Genomic DNA, 18,467 nt, shown 5'->3' with positions numbered 1-18,467 from the left:
ATGCAAACCAAACCATGCGTATTGGCGCTTTTAAAAAAATATTTGAGATATGAAACCAAATATACTATACTTGCACTGTGGTAAAATACCAGACCACACCAGACCATTTATAACAGTAATGAGTTAAACCAATTATGATATGCCATGAATAAAGCTTTTTACATCATTCTTTGTTTTTGCTGTTGGACAGCGACGGCAACTGCACAGCAAACCGTAACCGGGAAGGTCACCAGCCGTACTGATGGGGTCCCTTTACAAAATGTGACCGTTGCCATTCCGGAAAACGGTCAGAAAACGCAGACCGATGCCGAGGGGCGGTATCGGCTCACGTTGACAGACGGTGCCAAGCGAATCACGTTTTCGCTCCTCGGCTTTGCCGGCTCAACCCAAGAAATCGGCGGGCGGGCGGTAATAGACGTTGCGCTTGAGGACGAGACGACGGGGCTTGAAGAGGTGGTGGTGGTGGGGTACGGTACCCAGCGGAAAATCGAGACCACGGGTTCGATCGCTTCCGTCCGGTCTGAGGAGCTTACGCAAATGCCGGTGACCAACGTGGCACAGGGGCTGCAGGCGCGGGTAGCGGGCGTACAGATCAACCAGAATTCAGGGTCGCCCGGAGGCAACATCAGCATGCGGATCCGCGGAACGAACTCGATCAACGGGAGTTCCGAGCCGTTATACGTGATCGACGGTATCCAGGTTTCCAATGGCGGGGGGATCAACGACGTCAGTCCCTTGTCCACCATCAATCCCAATGACATCGAATCTGTTGAGGTACTTAAGGACGCTTCGGCAGCGGCAATCTACGGCGCCCGGGCAGCAAACGGTGTTGTGCTGATCACGACAAAACGGGGCAAGGCCGGAGGCACAAAGGTAGACGTTGAGAGTTACTATGGTGTCCAACAGGTTACCAAAACCCTCGACGTGCTCAACGCGGCGGAATTTGCGCAGCTGGAAAATGAGGTGTTCAAGGACAACTTTTATCCGGATCCTGCGGCCATGGGCGAAGGGATCAACTGGCAGAACCTGATCTTTCAAAATGCGCCCATGCAAAATCACCAATTGACGGTAAACGGGGGCAATGAAAAGACGCAGCTGGCACTTTCCTTCAATTATTTTGACCAGGAGGGCATCATCATCAATTCGGGTTTTGAGCGTTACTCCGTCCGGTTGAACGTGGATCACCGCATCAATGAACGGCTAAAGATTGGAAGCAGTATATTGGGTAGCTATTCGGTCAACAATGGCATCAGTGCCGGTTCTACCGATCTGGGAAATGCCGGTGTGGTTACTGGTAGCGTATTGGGCGCGGCGTTGGGTGCGCCGCCCACTCTGGAGCCATACCGCGAAGACGGCAGCCTCTTCCCGTTTGCCGAACAGCGGGGCGGACGATACCGGGAGGTCGTCAATCCGTTGAATTTTACCGAGATTCTGCAACAGCGGACGCTCAAAAGAACATTGGGGAATTTTTACGGCGAGTATACCCTGATTCCGGGACTGACCTATCGCGCGTCGTTCAACATCGACGTGGATGACCGCGTGTACGACACGTATTCCCCGCTGTCGATTATTGCCCAGCAGGATATCAATGAAAATTCCGGCTCGGGATCCAAGGATAACCGCGATTTCCTGAACCTGTTGCATGAGAGCTTGATCACCTACTCAACACAGATTGCCGATAACCACTCCTTGAAATTTACGGGATTGTTTGCTACCCAGTCTGAAAGTTACAAACGCAATCTGCTATCGGCTACGGGTTTTCCCAACGATGCCACCAGGAATGAAGCGTTGCAATTGGCGCTGAACCGTACGGTGTCCAGCGAACGGACAAGACAGCGACTGGATTCGTATATGGCGCGTGTGAATTACGGATTCCGCGATAAATTCTTCTTGGACATTACGGCCCGCGTTGACGGCTCAAGTAAGTTCGGTGCCAACAACAAATATGGGTTCTTCCCGGCGGTATCGGCGGCATGGCGCATTATCGAAGAACCGTTTCTCCAAAATTTCGAACAATTGACCGACCTGAAATTACGGGCGAGTTACGGTACCACGGGTAATGCCGGCGGCATATCGCCATACCAGTCTTTGGCAATGGTAGCCGCCAGTGGAGGTTATAATTTCAACCATGGGTGGGAAACGGGAATTGCCCCAACGGGAATTGCCAACCCGGACCTGCGCTGGGAGAAATCCACGCAAATGAACGTGGGGCTTGATATCAGCTTATTCAACAATAGGTGGTCCATCGTGGCCGACTACTACCATAAGCGGACGGAAGACCTTCTGTTTGTAAAAGCGTTGCCGTTGTCTTCTGGTTACGGGGAAATAACCGGCAACTATGCTTCACTGGAAAACCGGGGGTTCGAACTGGCAACCAATGCGGTGCTGGTTGATTCCGATTTCCGCTGGTCCGTATCGGCCAACATTACCGCAAACCGGAATAAAGTGCTGGATTTGGACGGCGGCACAACCGACGAACGGTTTATCACCAATTACACCCTTTTAAAGGTCGGCGAGCCGCTGGGCGTGTTTAAGACCTATGTGTTTGATGGCATCAACCAAACCGGGGAGACCATTATTCCGGGGTATGACGGACGCCTGGGCGGCCACAAGGTGCGCGACATAGACGGTGATGGCGACATCGATACCGATGATCAGGTGATTACGGGAGACCCGAATCCGAATTTCATTTTCGGTTTCTCGACCAACTTCAACTACAAAAATTTTGATTTGAGTGTGCTACTTTCCGGAACGTACGGAAACGATATCTATAACATCAGTCGGCTGTCGTTTGAAAATCCGCTGGGGCAACGGAACCTGTTGCAGGGCATGGTAAACCGGTGGACACCGGAGAATCCCAGCAACCAGTATGTCAGTCCGTTTGTGGCGGGCCGGCTGCCAATATCGGATTATGCGATGGAGGATGGTTCGTACCTGCGGATCAGGAACATCAATTTGGGTTACACCTTCCCGGGCATACGTAACATCAGCAGGATCCGGCTATACGTGAGCGCGAATAATCTCTTCACGTTCACGAAATACTCCGGATTTGATCCCGAAGTAAACACGTACGCAGGATCGAACACGACCATTGGTATCGATAACTTGGTTTATCCGCAGGCCAAGTCGTTTCTTGGAGGCATTCAGGTGAGTTTCTAATTAGGTTTGATCGTTATTAAAATAAAGCAGGCAATGAAATCACTTAATAAACTATACAAAACCATGCTGTTCCTCGCCATTGGCTCGGGAATGTCAGCTTGCAAGCTCGACGAAACGATTTATTCGTCGATTTTTACCGAATCCTATTACCAAACCGCTTCAGATGCGGAAAAGGCGCTGGTTGCTGCCTACGGTGCGCTGGGCGGGCTCTATGGTGGACCGGCGGCTTTGCTCGTGCCCGATTTCAGCGATGACCAGACGTATCCGCGTGCAGTGGTGGGCCGCAATACGCTGACGTTATTTACCGTGGAACCCACCTACACCACGCAGCGGAGCCAGGGCAGGTTGAATGAGTCGCCCCAGCAGATATGGACATCGTGTTATCAGGGAATTGAACGGGCCAATTGGATCATCGCCAAGGTGCCCGAAATCCAGATGAATGAAACACGTAAACAGGAGATCATTGGGGAAGCGCATTTTCTGCGGGCATTTTACCATTGGATGCTGGCCAAAAACTTCGGGGAGATTCCCGTCAAGATAGTGCCGAGCACCACAGAAGCCGAGGCTTACACGCCCAAAAGCCCGCTCAATGAGGTTTACGCACAGATCTATGCCGATCTGGATGTCGCCTTCAATGCCGGATTGCCTTCATTTCCGGCAGTTGAACCGGGCAGGCCTTCACGGGAAGCTGTCCAGGCGCTCCATGCAAAGGCCGCACTGTATAACGAAGATTGGGAGATTGCCCTGCAAAAAGCAGAGGCGATACTAGGGACGCAGACGTATTCGCTTATTGATGACGTGGTACAGCTTTTCCATCATGCAAATGAGGAAGAGGCCCGCAAGGAAATGATCTGGGCCTTTGAAGTAGATGCCATCTCGCCCGGCAACGGTCACCAAATGGTAGGGCTAACGGGGCCTTCCGGCAGCGCGGGTGTAGAATATGCCCGTACGTCCTACGGTTCCATGTTTGCCTATATGGCCTTCTTCAGGTCCTTTGATCCCGCTGATGAACGGAGGCTACTGCTGGATACCACTTATCTGAACCGGTCAGGAAGGTGGGTTCCCCAACGGGAGATCACCCCGATTACGCCAGAGGGCGTATTGATAAAAAAATACCAGGATCCGGTCTCTACGACCAGTTCTACGCGTAACCTGCCCATATTCAGGCTCGCCGATATCTACCTGATTGCGGCCGAAGCGGAAGCGCGTCTTCATGGCCCTACGGCCAAGGCGTATGGTTATGTAAACACCATCAGGGACAGGGCTGGGCTGGATGTGCTGCCGGAAGGACTGAGCCAAGGCGATTTCATTGATGCCGTGATTCAGGAGCGGGCATGGGAGTTTTTTGCCGAGGGCGACCGTTGGTACGATCTGACACGTACCGGAAAATTCCTTGAAGTGATTCCCAATGCCGTCAATGATGTATATCCGGTGAGAAACGTTCAGGCTCGGAACAAGTATTTTCCCATACCGCAGGACGAAGTTAATGCTAACCCGGAGCTCACCCAGAATCCTGACTGGAATTAACCACTATGCGCGAACTGGTGTTCTTCATATCTATGGCTGCCATCCATGTAAGCGTCGCGCACGCGCGGACGGCCGATTCATTGGCTTATCCCGTAAACGAATATAACGGGATAAGCTATGAGGTGCGGCTGGTGCGTGATAGTGCCGGTGTGCCCGAATATTACCATGCGCATATCTTTACACCCGTGTGCGACGACGACATATGCAAGCCCGTGTATATCGAACTGTATTGGGACTTGCTGGGGAGTTATATCCGGTATACCGTTCCGCCTGATCAGCCGTTTACGAAAATGGATCACGAAGAATTCCAGCCCGAAGAATATGTGAAACTGCAGGAGATATTGGCAGACTCCAACTCGTTGCTGAAAGACTACAAGATGGAGGAGCTTGTGGAGTCGGCAACCAAGACTTCGCCCGGCGAAGTCGATGCCGTGACCGGCGCTACGGCAAAGTCCCTGCAGGCAGTGGTCATACCGGGAGCCCTGTATACGTGCTATACGCTTTGGCACATCGCCCATGGCCGCGTGGTGGATACCATTGCCAAAATCACCGACGGCTTGGTGAACCCGCCGTTGCTTTTGCATTTTTTGAAAAGCCGGAACCACCGGTATCAGTACTTTGCGTTGGATAAAGTGATTGACCACCAGGGCAACGTGGAAGCCGATTACAGACAAGAGGTGATCAACCTGATCCGCAGCCCTAACGTCTTTCTGGGCACTCAAGTATTGAAGCAACTTTCTCCTACCTATTTTTTCGATGAGGAATGGCAAAATTGGCTGTGGGAAACCTTCCAGGACGGAAGCTACCGGCTAAAGCTGGGGGTCTTGGACAAATTGGAACAATTGCCGCTGACCGAGGCGTTTCGGAGCCGTCTGGCAACGCATAAAGGCAATTTTAACGAAGTTATTGCACAACGAATCGAACATTTACTAAACAGACAATTATGAAAATTCCGCTGAATTTTATAGCCCGTTACTGCCTGTTCGCCTTACTTGGGGCGCTGTCAGGGCACGTAAAAGCGCAGACCCAGGTTTTGGTGGAAACCGAATCATTTGATGACCCTGGTGGATGGGTGATCGACCAGCAGTCGTTTCCCGTTATCCAATCGTCGTATCTCATGGCACATGGCATGGGGCGGCCCGTGGCGGATGCCACGACGACCGTTCAGTTTGAGCAACCCGGCACCTATCACCTTTGGGTACGCACAAAAGACTGGGCGCCATTTCCCAAAGGACCCGGTAAATTTCAGGTGTGGGTGAACGGCAAGCCGGTAGGGGGCGTGTTCGGCGAAAGCGGTTCGGTAGACTGGAAGTGGTATTACGGCGGTGAGGTGAAGGTGGGCCAAACAGCCACTGAAATCCGGTTGAAGGACCTGACCGGTTTCAACGGGCGCTGTGATGCATTGCTTTTCAGCACATCGGGCAGTGAACCGCCGCAAGACTCGGCAGGGATGTCGGGTCTGCGGCGCGAGCTTCTCGGTCTGGACCATACCCGCGAAGAAGCCGGCCACTTTGATCTGGTAGTTGTGGGCGGCGGTATTGCGGGTACGTGTGCGGCTGTCGTGGCGGCTAGGCAGGGACTGAAGGTTGCGCTCATCCAGGATCGGCCGGTTTTGGGTGGCAATAACAGCTCGGAAGTGCGGGTGCATCTTCGCGGCGATATCGACAAGAACCATCATCCCAAACTGGGCAGGGTGGTCCGTGAGCTGGACAACGGCGATCCGGGAAACGGAAATCCGAGCGGAAGCGACTATGGCGATAAACGGAAGCTGGACGTGGTCAACTATGAAAAAAATATCGATCTTTACTTGAATACGCACGTTTACCAAGTCGAAATGGAAGGAGAGCGAATTTTGGCCGTCATCGGCCGGGACATCAAAACCAACAGGGAAGTCCGGTTTACGGGAACTTATTTTTCCGACTGTACGGGTGATGGCACCGTGGGTTACCTCGCGGGTGCCGACTACCGTATGGGACGGGAAAGCCGGGCCGAAACGGGGGAATCACTGGCTCCGGAAAAGGCCGATGATTTCACCCTAGGCACGTCAAACCTCTGGGCTTCGCTACCCGTGGATTCGGTGACAAGCTTTCCCGAAACCCCGTGGGCTTTGCCGTTTTCAGATGAATACCACATTGATGAGGAACGATCCGACTGGCAGTGGGAAACGGGCTTCGGCAACATGAACACCATTACTGAGGCCGAGAAAATACGTGACCATAACCTTCGTGCGGTTTACGGCAACTGGTCATACCTGAAGAATAACAAGACCGAGAAATACGGCAAGCGCGAACTTGCCTGGGTGGCATACATTGGCGGTAAACGGGAATCCCGGCGGTTGCTGGGCGATCATGTCCTGACCCAAATGGACATACAGGAGGGCAAGATGTATCCCGACGCCACAGTAACGGCCACATGGACCATTGACCTCCATTTTCCGCAAAAAGAAAACAGTCGCTATTTTCCTGGGGAAGAGTTTTTTGCCGGCACAGAACATATCCGGGTAGCGCCCTATACGATACCCTACCGTTGCCTGTACAGCCGCAATATCCCCAACCTGTTCATGGCCGGCCGCAACATCAGTACCACGCATGTGGCTTTTGGAAGTACCCGCGTGATGCGTACCTGCGGGATGATGGGTGAGGTGGTCGGTATGGCCGCATCCGTTGCCAAGGCGCACAACACAACGCCAAGAAGTGTCTATGAAAACCATTTGGACGAACTTCTTGCGATGATCAAAGATTAGAAAGGCGTGGAGTTGTACTTGCAGAAGATCTCAAATGCCCGGCTTAAGTGCGCTGTCATTGCGCTGTGGTTGCTTCTGGGAGCGGCCGCGGCGCATGCGCAACGCGAAGCAACCTTGGTGATTGCCCGTGCCGGCTATACCCTCCATGTCGATACCACCACGCTGGCCATGTGGGCGGAAAGCGCGCAAAAGCACATTTCTCCACATGTATTGGGAAATCCGCTCTTCGCCCATGCGACCGATACCGGCACCCACGGCATCCATGTGGCACGTGTGCTGCAATACGGTGGCGACTCACTCATCGCCCGTGTGACAAACACGGCCGGTTTGACCGCCAAAATACGCCTCCGGCTTGGTGATGATTTCTTTTCGATGACACTGACACCTGAGGGTCACACAGCAGTATCGGAGCAGCTGTATCGTATCGACTTCGGAGCCGCACCGCTCAGTCCTGCATATGGGCTGGGAGACCACGGTGGCTTCGGCGCCAGTACCGATGTTACGGGATTCAGGGACGATGATTTCGGAAACCGTAACAACGAGCATCGTTTTATCTCTACGTTTACCATTTTCCCGGCCCACAATTTTGCGCAGGTACTGTTCAGCGAGCAGACCAAGCGGGTGGCCATCACCCCAACAGAAAACAGGCTTGGCGTTGCCGCAGCAAAAGCCGCCACGGTTTACTATTTTTTCGGTACACCCAAGCAGATTTACCAGGCCTACAAACAGGTGAAGGCAGTGGAAGGTTATCCGGATCTGAAGCCGAAGTACCGATTTTTCGAGTTGGGCTACGAGGCATTTGGTTCGCTGGGTTGGAACACTTACCAATCTTCCGTGGAGCAGGACATTGCGGCTTATCTGGAGCACGGATATCCGCTGAAATGGGCGGTGGTGGGATCCGGATTCTGGAAGGGTGAGCGGCGCAAACCCACAGAAGGCGCTACCACGAGTTTCGGTATTTGGGATGATGCGGCTACTGCGGGCAGAAAGGATGGCCTGCCCAACCCGCGCTATCCGGATCCGCAAGCGTTCAAGGATTTTTTCCGGGCCCGGGATATCAGCCTCTTGCTGGGCTTGCGCGTAAACTTCAAGGCCCCCAAGAAGTATGGAGGCTTTTACACATCGGAGAACGACGGAAAATATATGCAGGAAGGTCTTGCGAAGAACTATTTTACGGGCGGCAGCGACGGAAAGCCCGAGACCTATCGGGTGAATTTTCCGCAGGGAAGTGTATTCCTGTTGGATGGTGAAAATCCGGAGGCCGTGGATTGGTACGTAGCAGGCGCAGACCGGTGGGGAGTGGATGGTTTTAAAGAAGACTTGATGCTCTTTGATGGAAAGAAACTTGATAACGATGCCAAGCTGAACAAGGTAAACGAAGCGTTGATGGATCGCGGGTACTTGGTCATGGCCAGGAACAGCGCATATTCGGTGGCTGGCGACATCCTCAGGCTGGAAGACACGAAGCACGGGTTTGACCAAGACCGTCCGTTGATCAATGGCCTTAATTATGCGGCGAGCGGCGTTTCAGCGGTTTACCTGGATATTGTAGCCGGTAAGTACCTGGAGAAGCCCTTGACCGATGATCAGAAGCTGTATTTCGTCCGCAATGCGATGGCCGTCGCCGTAAGCCCGGTAATGGCCATGGGATACGGGCCGTGGCACCTGGAATCCCCTACCTACGAATTCGCCGTGAAGAAGGCAGCCCATTGGCACGCGGCGCATGCCGCTTATATATACAGCGAAGCCGTCAAAGGTTATCACACCGGCTTTCCCTACGCCATGACCCCGCTGCCGCTGGCATTTCCCCATGATTCAGCCACGTACCGCTTAGCGGGAACGCAACGTCGCCAATATGCGTGGATGCTGGGGGAGTCCTTGCTGGCAACGCCGTTGTATGGCAATGATTATGCTACTGCCAAGACACGGAGTGTCTACCTTCCGGCGGGCAGATGGATGGATTATGAAACCAAACAGTGGTTCGAAGGCCCCACAACGCTGGAGAACTATCCGTTTCCCTTGGATAAGATACCGGTATTCGTTGGCGGCAAAGGCGTGGTCATCGAACAAGCCGACCAGCGTTACCACGCCCGGGTTTACCCGACATCGGATGAGCCGTTTACCTATCGCTTTTACTTCCCCGACGGTGAGCGTGCAGCCGTTATCCACAAATCTTTCGCCGGCTGGAGACCGGGGAAATACCGCATTGAAAACCGTGCATCGGGGCAGGCACAGATCATCGGGTTGGATGACCTGCAGTCATCGTTTGCCTTTCTGATCGAACCCGCTGTGGAATATCACTTAACACCCCTTGATTGATGACTATGAGACGTTTCGAAAAACAATCCTTTACATGGATTCTGCTGCTGCTGGCACACCTGATGCCGGCCTGCTTATTTGCCCAACAGGACGTGGTGCTGGAAAACCGGCACCTGCGCTTGAAATGGGTACCCACCGCCGATGGGTATGTGCTGCAGGAAATCGTCCTCAGTCCCGGTACGGATTCCCTCGCACTGGACGGTCCGGAGGGTAGCTACGTGGGGCTATATACGGCCGGCAAGCCCGATACGACCATAAATACCGGGCTGCTTTCCGAAGCGAAAGGCCATGTCTTTGACGAATATAAATACATTGTTAGCCGGTGGCGGGATTGCTTCCGTCCGGTGCCGCTGAATACGGCGGGCGAGGCGGTTTCGTTTTTTCCGTCAAGCGCCAGATCCTCGGCCCACGGGGTAGAATTTATGCACCAAACGGATCGGTTTACCGCGCAGATCACCTGGTCGCTGGATCGCCTTTATAGCCATGATGTGCTCGTGGAAATGCGTGTGACGGCCAGACAGGCCGGTTATTTTTCATTTGCGACGCCCACACTTTTCAACACCGAGCCGGGCAATCTGGAATGGGCCATGCTGCCCGGTTATTTCCAGGGCCGTGCCATCCAGCCGGACCTGCTGCGGGCGTATGCCTACGGGCAGGGCATCCCCAGCCTCCCGGTGGTGGTGCGCGAACGTACGGCAAGCACGCTGGCACCTTTCATCCAAAACAAACAGGGCGTGACGTTGGCCGTAATCCCCGAACCGGGCACGGCCGCTGATCCCTGGGTGGCCAGCAGGGATTCGCGCGACCAATGGCGGCTCGGGCTGTCGCTGATGAACCGCGGGGGCGGGCTTTCTCCCACACTGTACCATCCGGTGCTGGGTGAGGTGGATTCCTACCTGAATGCGGGTGAAGAACGCGTCTTCCGGTTCAGGTATTCGCTGCAACGCGCCGACTGGTTTGAGGTATACAAACACGCCATCTATGACGTCTATGACTTTGATGAAGCCGTGCGGCTTAAGAATACGCGGCAGTCACTTACCGACCGCGTGCGCTCAATGCTGGACTACCTGAAGGACGACTCGACATCGCTATGGAACGTCCATAACTACCAGGGGCTGGAGATAGGGGCGCAATCGTATCTTGGAGGAGTAGTGGGTGCCGATAAAGACGCGATGAAAAACGCGGATTACGGAGCCATGTGGATGCTGGCCCGCATTACGCAGGATGCCGTGCTGAACGAAACCCGGCTGCAGCCGGCGCGGAACTTTAAACTGACACAGCAGCAGACCGCAGATGGGTTTTTCCAGGGCGCAGCGGTTGGACAGTATTACTTATGGAAAAGCAAGCGGTTTACCGAAGAGTGGGGCGATTATGTGGAACCCATTGCCCTGACGTACTATACGCTGCTGGACATTGGCAACATTCTGCTTTTCGAGCCGGATGACAAGGAACTGAAAGACCGCCTGAGGCGGGGAGCAGACAAGTTACTGGAATGGCAACGGCCCGACGGAAGCTGGCAGGTGGCGTACGACCGGCATACCGAGCAGCCTGCATTTACCGATCAGCTGGATTTGCGCCCTACGTTCTATGGGCTCCTGGTGGCCCACCGCCTGCTGGGCGATAAAAAATACCTTCAGGGCGCTATCCGGGGTGCCGACTGGTACGTGCGTGAGGCCGTAAACAAGGGGCATTTCCTGGGGGTATGCGGCGATGTGCGCTTTGTACCGGACTTTGCGACAGGACAAAGCGCCCAGGCGTTGCTGGACCTCTATGAGCAGACGGGCGATACCGTATACCGCCAGGCTGCCATTGATGCGGCGAGGATTTACACGGCCTCTGTGTATACCCATCCGACACCCTCGCAACGGGTCAAGGAAGTAAAAGGAAAGCGAAAGGAAGATTGGGAAATTACGCAGGTAGGCCTTAGTTTTGAGCATGGAGGAACACTGGGCTCGGCAAACGGTGGCGGCCCGATCCTGCTGGCCAGCCATGCCGGCCTGTTTGTACGGATGGCGGGCCTGACGGGTGAGCGCCTGTTTTTGGATATGGCGCGCGCCGCTGCCTGGGGTCGCGATGCCTTCGTGGATCCGGCCACCCGCGTGGCTTCCTACTACTGGGCGCGAATGGATGCCGGGTCAGGCCCGTTCCCCCATCATGCGTGGTGGCAGGTGGGGTGGATCACGGATTACCTGATTGCGGAAATCGCTTTACGCTCTGATGGACAGATCAATTTTCCCAAAGGCTTCATCACGCCGAAGGTGGGGCCGCACCAGCCGTATGGTTTTGCCGACGGACAGATTTTCGGTGCTCCGGCAACGCTGTATCTCCCGGTAGGGGCGGTAACCGTTGAAAACCCCCGGGTGGATTTCATGGCGGCGAAAGCAACCCGTGGAACCGCAATGTACGTGATGCTATTGAACAACAGCACGACGGCGCAGCGCAGTTCGGTATCGCTCGAAGGGCTTGCGCTGCCGGCATATTCCACCGCCGTTTTATTAGATGAAAAGGGCGAGAAACTCGAGGACGTGCGGGTGGAAGATGGACGTTTCGCGGTAGATTTACCGCCTTTGGGACTGAAGGTAATCAAATTAACGAACTAGACTTAACTTGTATTGAGATGAACGGAATTAAACGATTGATCCTGCTGGTTTTGGCCTGTGGTTTTACGGGTGGCGTGTCTGCCCAATACCATATCCGGCATCCCAACGCCATCACGCTGCACGGCGAATGGACATTTGCGCTTGATCTGGCCGATCAGGGCGTAAGCGGTCAATGGTACCTTGATGGCATAACCCGGACCAATAGACAGGACATCGTGACGGTGCCGCACTGCTTTTCTTCCGATCCGCGTTACCTGTTTTACACGGGCACAGCATGGTACCGCAAATCATTTGCGTGGAAGCCCACGTCCGGCGAGCGCGTGATCCTGCATTTTGATGCGGCCTATTACCTCACGAAGGTATGGCTGAACGGGCAAGCGGTAGGTACGCATGAAGGGGGGTACACGCCTTTTCATTTTGATATAACCGACTACCTGAAGGACGGTGATAACCTGCTGGCCGTGTCGGTCAGCAACGACACCTGGAAGTTGAATACCGTGCCGGCGGTGAAGGATAATTACGATATCAACGGTTCGTATCCGGCCTGGATCAACTACGGCGGACTGGTCAGGCCGGTGTACCTGACCGTGGAACCCGAGGTCTACATCGAAAACCTGAAGGTGGAAGCGATGCCTGACCTGGACAAAGGCGATGCGGTACTGAAGACGAAAGTCCGCATACGCAATGCGTCAAAGCAGGCCGTTTCGCCCAAAGCCGATTTCACCGTGCGCCTCGGCGAGCAGACCGTTCCGCTGCGGTGGCAAACCGGCGCCGTGCGCATACCGGCAGGCGAAACGCTCACACTGGAATCCAGCAGCAAGCTTTCTGCCGCCCAAACCGAGCTGTGGGACGTCAATTCGCCCACATTGTATAACCTCGCGGCAGCGGTGGGCAACGATACCGTGGCGACAAACTTCGGGATCCGCAAAGTGGAGGTCCGCGATGCGCAGCTGCTGCTGAACGGCCGGCCTGTGCGGTTGGGTGGGGGCAACCGCGTGCTGGATTATCCGGGCTTAGGCTCACTGGAACCTGACTGGCTCATTGAGCGGGATTTCCGGCTTATGAAGGAAGCGGGCATGGAGTTTCAGCGCCTGACGCATTATACACCGGCGGAATATTTCTACGACCTGGCAGACCGGTACGGCATGCTGATCATTACCGAAGCCGGCAACTGGCAGCTTACGCCGAAGCAACTGGACAACGACACCATCCGCACGAAGTTCAAACAGCAATTCCGTGAGATGGTTGAACGCGACTGGAATCATCCGAGCGTCATTGCGTACAGTGTAGGCAATGAGTACCTGTCAGACGCGCCGGAGGGCCAGCGCTGGACCAAAGATATGATCGCCTACGCGAAGGAACTGGACGCCACAAGGCTGTATACCTTTGCCACCATGCGGCTGAATAGTCTGCCCGAAAAACCGGAGGACGAAGCCAGCCAGTATGTGGACTTTATAAGCGCCAATATCTACGGCAACCACGCCAAGGCGCTGGATCACATTCACCGGCTTTATCCCGATAAGCCGGTACTGATCAGTGAATGGGGCGTGCGGGCAGACAACGCAAAAGGTGAAGCCGGGCAGGTACAGCACATCACCGAGGTGATGGGTGAACTCCGGAAGCGCCCATACGTGGCCGGCGCAGCCTGGTGGACCTACAACGATTACCAAAGCCGCTACTACGGCAGCAATGCCAACGGCTACCGGCCGTGGGGGCTAGTGGGGCCGGATCGCTCGGCCCGGCCGGCTTATCAAGTGTACCAACAGGAAATGGCTCCGCTGACAGTGGAGAAAACCGGTTTTCAGCCCGGAGGTAAGGGTGTGCATGCGTTGCGGCTGAAAATAAGTGCGCGGCCCGATTTCCCGGCCTACAGGGTACAGGGCTATGTGCTGGAAACGCCACATACACGGGTGAGCTTACCCGACCTCGCGCCGGGTGAAAGCACGGAGATCACCTTGCCTATCACCGGATTCCAGGAGGATATTTTGCTGAAAGTCGTCAAGCCCACCGGTTATGTAGCCTTGCAGCAAACCATCACGTTGAACGAAACGAATTGATTTTACAGTACCCTATAAAGACATGATTCAAGAAGAAGAAATTGATAGAAGATATACCCGGACAATGACCTTGTCAACAGACCTGGTGATTACAGGCGGAGGGTTGTCTGGCACGTGTGCAGCCATCACTGCAGCGAGGCAGGGATTGAAAGTAGTGCTGGTGCAGGACCGGCCGGTGTTGGGCGGCAACGCCTCGAGTGAGGTGCGCTTATGGATATTGGGAGCCACCTCGCACATGGGCAATAACAATCGCTGGAGCAGGGAAGGGGGTGTCATCGACGAGCTGCTGGTGGAAAATACCTATCAGAACCCCGAAGGCAACCCCATCATCCTGGACATGATTCTGCTCGATAAGGTGATTCAGGAACCGAATATTACGCTGCTGCTCAATACGGCGGTATATGAGGTGGAGAAGGCGGGCCCCGATACCATCCGGAGTCTGAAGGCCTTTTGCAGCCAGAATTCAACTACCTATCAGCTGGAAGCACCCTTGTTTTGCGACGCTTCCGGCGATGGTATCGTAGGCTTTTTAGCCGGAGCAGCGTTCCGCATGGGCGCTGAAGCGCGGGAAGCGTTTGATGAGCCCATGGCGCCGGATGCCGACTATGGCGAGCTACTCGGGCATTCACTGTATTTCTACAGCAAGGATACCGGGAAACCGGTGAAGTTTACAGCACCCTCGTTTGCCATAGATGTATCTAAGGAGGTTCCGCGTTTCCGGAATTTCAAGGCCAATGAACACGGCTGCCAGCTCTGGTGGGTGGAGCACGGAGGGCGTCTGGACACGGTGCATGATACGGAACGCATCAAGTGGGAGCTGTGGCGCGTGGTGTACGGCATCTGGGACTATATTAAAAACTCCGGTAAGTTTCCGGAAGCCGAGACCATGACGCTGGAATGGGTAGGGATGATCCCGGGCAAGCGTGAGAGCCGACGCTTCGAGGGCGACTACATGCTGAGCCAGCGTGACCTGATCGAGCAGCGCACACATCCCGATGCGGTGGCCTACGGTGGATGGTCCATTGATCTGCATCCGGCCGACGGGGTGTTCAGCGAACGGCAGCCTTGCAACCAATGGCATAGCAAGGGCGTTTTCCAGATTCCGTATCGGTGCCTGTACAGCCGGAACCTCCAGAACCTATTCTTTGCGGGCCGGATCATCAGCGTCAGCCACGTGGCCTTCGGCGCCACACGCGTAATGGCCACCAGTGCCTACGTAGGGCAGGCGGTAGCGGTGGCGGCAGCATTGTGCAAACGTCAGGGTGTGCTTCCCCGCGCGCTTTACGAACAGGGGCACATGGTCCAATTGCAGCGCGAATTGATGAAGACCGGACAGCATATTCCCGGCCTTGCGCTGGCTGATGATGCAGACCTGGTCGCGCATGCGCGGCTGACGGCTTCGAGTACCCTCGCTTTTTCGGAATTCTCGCGCGAAAATTTGCGCTGGAAATCGCTTGACATCGGCGCTGCCCAGTTGGTGCCGGTGCATGCCGGCGCCGTGCCGGTATTTTCCCTGCCCGTTCGCGCCAGCGTCAACACCGCGCTGTTGGTGGAACTGCGGGTGAGCAGCCGGAAAGGCGGATTTACGCCAGATACGGTGCTGGCAACGGAATCCGTTGCGCTAGCGCCTGGAATAACCGACCTGGCGCTTGATTTCGGGGTTGTGCTAGAGGAGAAACAATATGTCTTCCTGACTTTCCTTGGAAACCCCGAGGTGCAGCTTCCCTACACCAACCAGCGGATCACAGGACTGCTCTCGGTGTTCAATGGTGTAAACAAGAAAGTGTCAAACAATGGCTACCAGCAGCCGCCCGTCGGCTCCGGGGTCGATGAATTTGAGTTTTGGTGCCCGCAACGCCGCCCGGAAGGGCAGAATATTGCCATCGCACTAGCCGATCCACTGCTGGCGTTCGAACCAGACAATATCCGGAACGGCGTGGACCGGCCGGTTATCGGGCCTAACGCCTGGGTGGCCGATCCGAATGACGTTGATCCATATGTCTTATTGCAATGGGATGCGCCTCAGACAATCAGCCGCATTGTGCTCGTGTTTGACACGGACGCAGACCATGCGATGGAGTCTGTACTGATGACTCACCCCGAACGGGTGATGCCGTTCTGTGTACGGAATTACTGGATAGAAGACGCGGCCGGGAAGGTGATCTACCGAAAGACGGATAACTACCAGACAAGGAATACTATTGTCTTGGACGAGCCAGTGACGACCGATAAGTTGACAATCCACGTCGCTCATCCGTCTGCAGATGTTCCGGCGGCCGTGTTTGCCATCAGATGTTATGGGGGGATGCAATGACGACACTTGACTACTGGGTAATTGCCATTTTCTCCATCGGCATACTGGTTGCCGGACTTTCCATGAGCGACCGCAAAGCCGATATGCAATCCTATTTCGGCGCAAGCGGAGCTTTGCCCTGGTGGATGAGCGGTTTGTCCCTGTACATGGGGTTTTTCTCCGCGGGCACATTCGTCGTATGGGGCGCCATTGCCTATGAACAGGGATGGGTGGCCATTACCATACAATGGATGATGGCCATTGCCGGATTCCTGATTGGTCGTTTCATTGCACCGCGATGGCGGCAAACCGGTGTGCTTACCGCAGCCGAATTTGTACAACAGCGATTCGGAAGCGGTGTCCATAAGTTTTATACGTATGTTTTTCTCCTAATGAGCTTCGCCTACAACGGGGCGTTCCTTTATCCGGTGGCCAAATTGGTGAACGTGTCGACTGGACTGCCTTCCCATTATGCGATCATGCTTTTCGGTCTGATGGCCGTGCTCTATACGACTTCCGGTGGGCTATGGGCAGTTATCGTAACCAATGTGCTGCAATTCGTGGTGCTCACCGCGGCGGTGGTGATCGTCGTGCCGCTGGCATTCGATCGGGTAGGCGGCATATCCACTTTCGTAGATGCGGCTCCCGAGGGATTTTTTAACCTTACGGGCGGTGAATACACCCCGTGGTTTATCGCCGCTTTCGGACTTTATAACATGGTGTTCATTGGCGGCAATTGGGCTTATGTACAACGGTACACCAGTGTGCCCACCAAACAGGAAGCGAAAAAAGTAGGTTACCTCTTCGGTTTGCTGTATCTGATCAGTCCGGTCATATGGATGCTGCCGCCAATGCTGTACCGATTGGTAAACGTGGATCTGGCGGGCCTCGAGAATGAGGGTGCCTATCTGATGATGTGTAAGGAGGTGCTGCCGGCAGGCCTCATGGGCCTCATGATTACCGGGATGATTTTTGCCACCACCGATTCGGTGAATGCATCGCTCAACGTATCCTCTGCGGTGTTTACCAACGATGTCTATAAACGGATAAATCCCGGGGCTACCAACCGGTCGTTGATGTGGGTGGCCCGCTTATCCACGCTGGCGTTTGGCATAATCACCGTTCTCGTTGCCCTGATGGTCCCTGCAATGGGCGGCATTGTGCAAGTTGTGCTTAGCATCGGTGCGCTTACCGGGGTGCCGCTGTATGGACCCGCTGTGTGGGCGTTGTTTTCAAACCGGCAGACCGGCTTTTCCATTTTGTTTACCACCATTGCCAGTTTGGCTATTAACCTGTTCTTTAAGTTTGGCGCCCCTTTACTGTTTGATGTTTCGCTAAACAGAATGCAAGAGACGGTGCTGGGTGTGTCTCTTCCCATACTCCTGCTGGCAGTCTTTGAAGTGATCTACCGAAACAAAGCCTATCGCGTGCCGGACGTTGCCGTGCCCGATAGCGCCAGAGATACTGACACGGGCTCATCACGGGGCAAGCGCCAAAGCGCCTTGGCTGCAAAGACCATTGCCGTCACCTTGCTGGGAGTCGGTCTGATAATTTTTGTGCTGGGATTATTTGCCACGCGCGGCAAAACAATTGTGCTGGTAACCGCCCTGGCCATCACACTGCTTGGCATCGGGCTGCTGGTTTCGCGGCCGCGTCAAAAGCGCGACCCTCGAGGTTCCACCTAACAAGTTGGTAGGTGGCAATCCTGCCCGGGTCATACGCATCATTGAGGATAACTAAGAATAGTCATAGGGTTGGTTTGCATTTGA

9 protein-coding genes are annotated in these 18,467 nt (G+C 54.7%); all 9 read left to right on the top strand.

Going from position 1 to position 18,467, the window contains the following annotated elements; all coding sequences use genetic code 11:
- The first annotated feature begins 144 nt into the window (after nt 1-144).
- The 9 genes from ACFQRK_RS22215 to ACFQRK_RS22175 are packed head-to-tail and all read left to right on the top strand — an operon-like array spanning nt 145 to nt 18,383.
- On the top strand, nt 145-3,159 hold the full coding sequence (locus tag ACFQRK_RS22215) for a SusC/RagA family TonB-linked outer membrane protein (RefSeq protein ID WP_379010460.1): 3,015 nt from the start codon (nt 145-147) through the stop codon (nt 3,157-3,159).
- A 33-nt stretch (nt 3,160-3,192) separates the two neighbouring features.
- The gene (locus ACFQRK_RS22210) at nt 3,193-4,686 is read left to right on the top strand and encodes a RagB/SusD family nutrient uptake outer membrane protein (RefSeq protein WP_379010458.1); all 1,494 of its coding nucleotides are present in this window, start codon (nt 3,193-3,195) and stop codon (nt 4,684-4,686) included.
- Between the two features lie 5 nt (nt 4,687-4,691).
- On the top strand, nt 4,692-5,633 hold the full coding sequence (locus ACFQRK_RS22205; protein WP_379010456.1) for a hypothetical protein: 942 nt from the start codon (nt 4,692-4,694) through the stop codon (nt 5,631-5,633).
- Nucleotides 5,630-7,429 carry an FAD-dependent oxidoreductase gene (locus tag ACFQRK_RS22200; protein ID WP_379010454.1) on the top strand — a complete coding sequence of 600 codons (1,800 nt, stop codon included), beginning with the start codon at nt 5,630-5,632 and terminating at the stop codon, nt 7,427-7,429. Before ACFQRK_RS22205 ends, ACFQRK_RS22200 begins: the two co-directional genes overlap by 4 nt.
- A gap of 6 nt (nt 7,430-7,435) precedes the next feature.
- Nucleotides 7,436-9,748 (top strand): hypothetical protein, encoded by a 2,313-nt coding sequence (locus ACFQRK_RS22195; RefSeq protein ID WP_379010453.1) that lies wholly within the window; start codon nt 7,436-7,438, stop codon nt 9,746-9,748.
- A 5-nt stretch (nt 9,749-9,753) separates the two neighbouring features.
- Nucleotides 9,754-12,348, top strand: coding sequence for a beta-L-arabinofuranosidase domain-containing protein (locus tag ACFQRK_RS22190; RefSeq protein WP_379010452.1), 2,595 nt, complete (start codon nt 9,754-9,756; stop codon nt 12,346-12,348).
- 17 nt (nt 12,349-12,365) lie between these two features.
- Nucleotides 12,366-14,405, top strand: a complete 2,040-nt coding sequence (locus ACFQRK_RS22185) for a glycoside hydrolase family 2 protein (protein ID WP_379010450.1) — start codon at nt 12,366-12,368, stop codon at nt 14,403-14,405.
- Nucleotides 14,406-14,427: 22 nt separating this feature from the next.
- Nucleotides 14,428-16,719, top strand: coding sequence for an FAD-dependent oxidoreductase (locus ACFQRK_RS22180; RefSeq protein ID WP_379010449.1), 2,292 nt, complete (start codon nt 14,428-14,430; stop codon nt 16,717-16,719).
- Nucleotides 16,716-18,383 carry a sodium:solute symporter family protein gene (locus ACFQRK_RS22175; RefSeq protein WP_379010448.1) on the top strand — a complete coding sequence of 556 codons (1,668 nt, stop codon included), beginning with the start codon at nt 16,716-16,718 and terminating at the stop codon, nt 18,381-18,383. The genes ACFQRK_RS22180 and ACFQRK_RS22175 overlap by 4 nt, the downstream gene beginning before the upstream one ends.
- Nucleotides 18,384-18,467: the final 84 nt, after the last annotated feature.

This window comes from Parapedobacter sp. GCM10030251, assembly GCF_042666505.1.
Lineage (GTDB): Bacteria > Bacteroidota > Bacteroidia > Sphingobacteriales > Sphingobacteriaceae > Parapedobacter.
The sequence above is the reverse complement of the archived record's forward strand: the minus strand, read 5'-3'. Positions and strand labels throughout refer to the sequence as shown.

Coding starts and splice junctions, on each gene's coding strand:
- ACFQRK_RS22190 (WP_379010452.1), top strand. CDS start 9,754: ATGAGACGTTTCGAAAAACAATCCTTTACATGGATTCTGCTGCTGCTG.
- ACFQRK_RS22210 (WP_379010458.1), top strand. CDS start 3,193: ATGAAATCACTTAATAAACTATACAAAACCATGCTGTTCCTCGCCATT.
- ACFQRK_RS22205 (WP_379010456.1), top strand. CDS start 4,692: ATGCGCGAACTGGTGTTCTTCATATCTATGGCTGCCATCCATGTAAGC.
- ACFQRK_RS22180 (WP_379010449.1), top strand. CDS start 14,428: ATGATTCAAGAAGAAGAAATTGATAGAAGATATACCCGGACAATGACC.
- ACFQRK_RS22200 (WP_379010454.1), top strand. CDS start 5,630: ATGAAAATTCCGCTGAATTTTATAGCCCGTTACTGCCTGTTCGCCTTA.
- ACFQRK_RS22185 (WP_379010450.1), top strand. CDS start 12,366: ATGAACGGAATTAAACGATTGATCCTGCTGGTTTTGGCCTGTGGTTTT.
- ACFQRK_RS22175 (WP_379010448.1), top strand. CDS start 16,716: ATGACGACACTTGACTACTGGGTAATTGCCATTTTCTCCATCGGCATA.
- ACFQRK_RS22215 (WP_379010460.1), top strand. CDS start 145: ATGAATAAAGCTTTTTACATCATTCTTTGTTTTTGCTGTTGGACAGCG.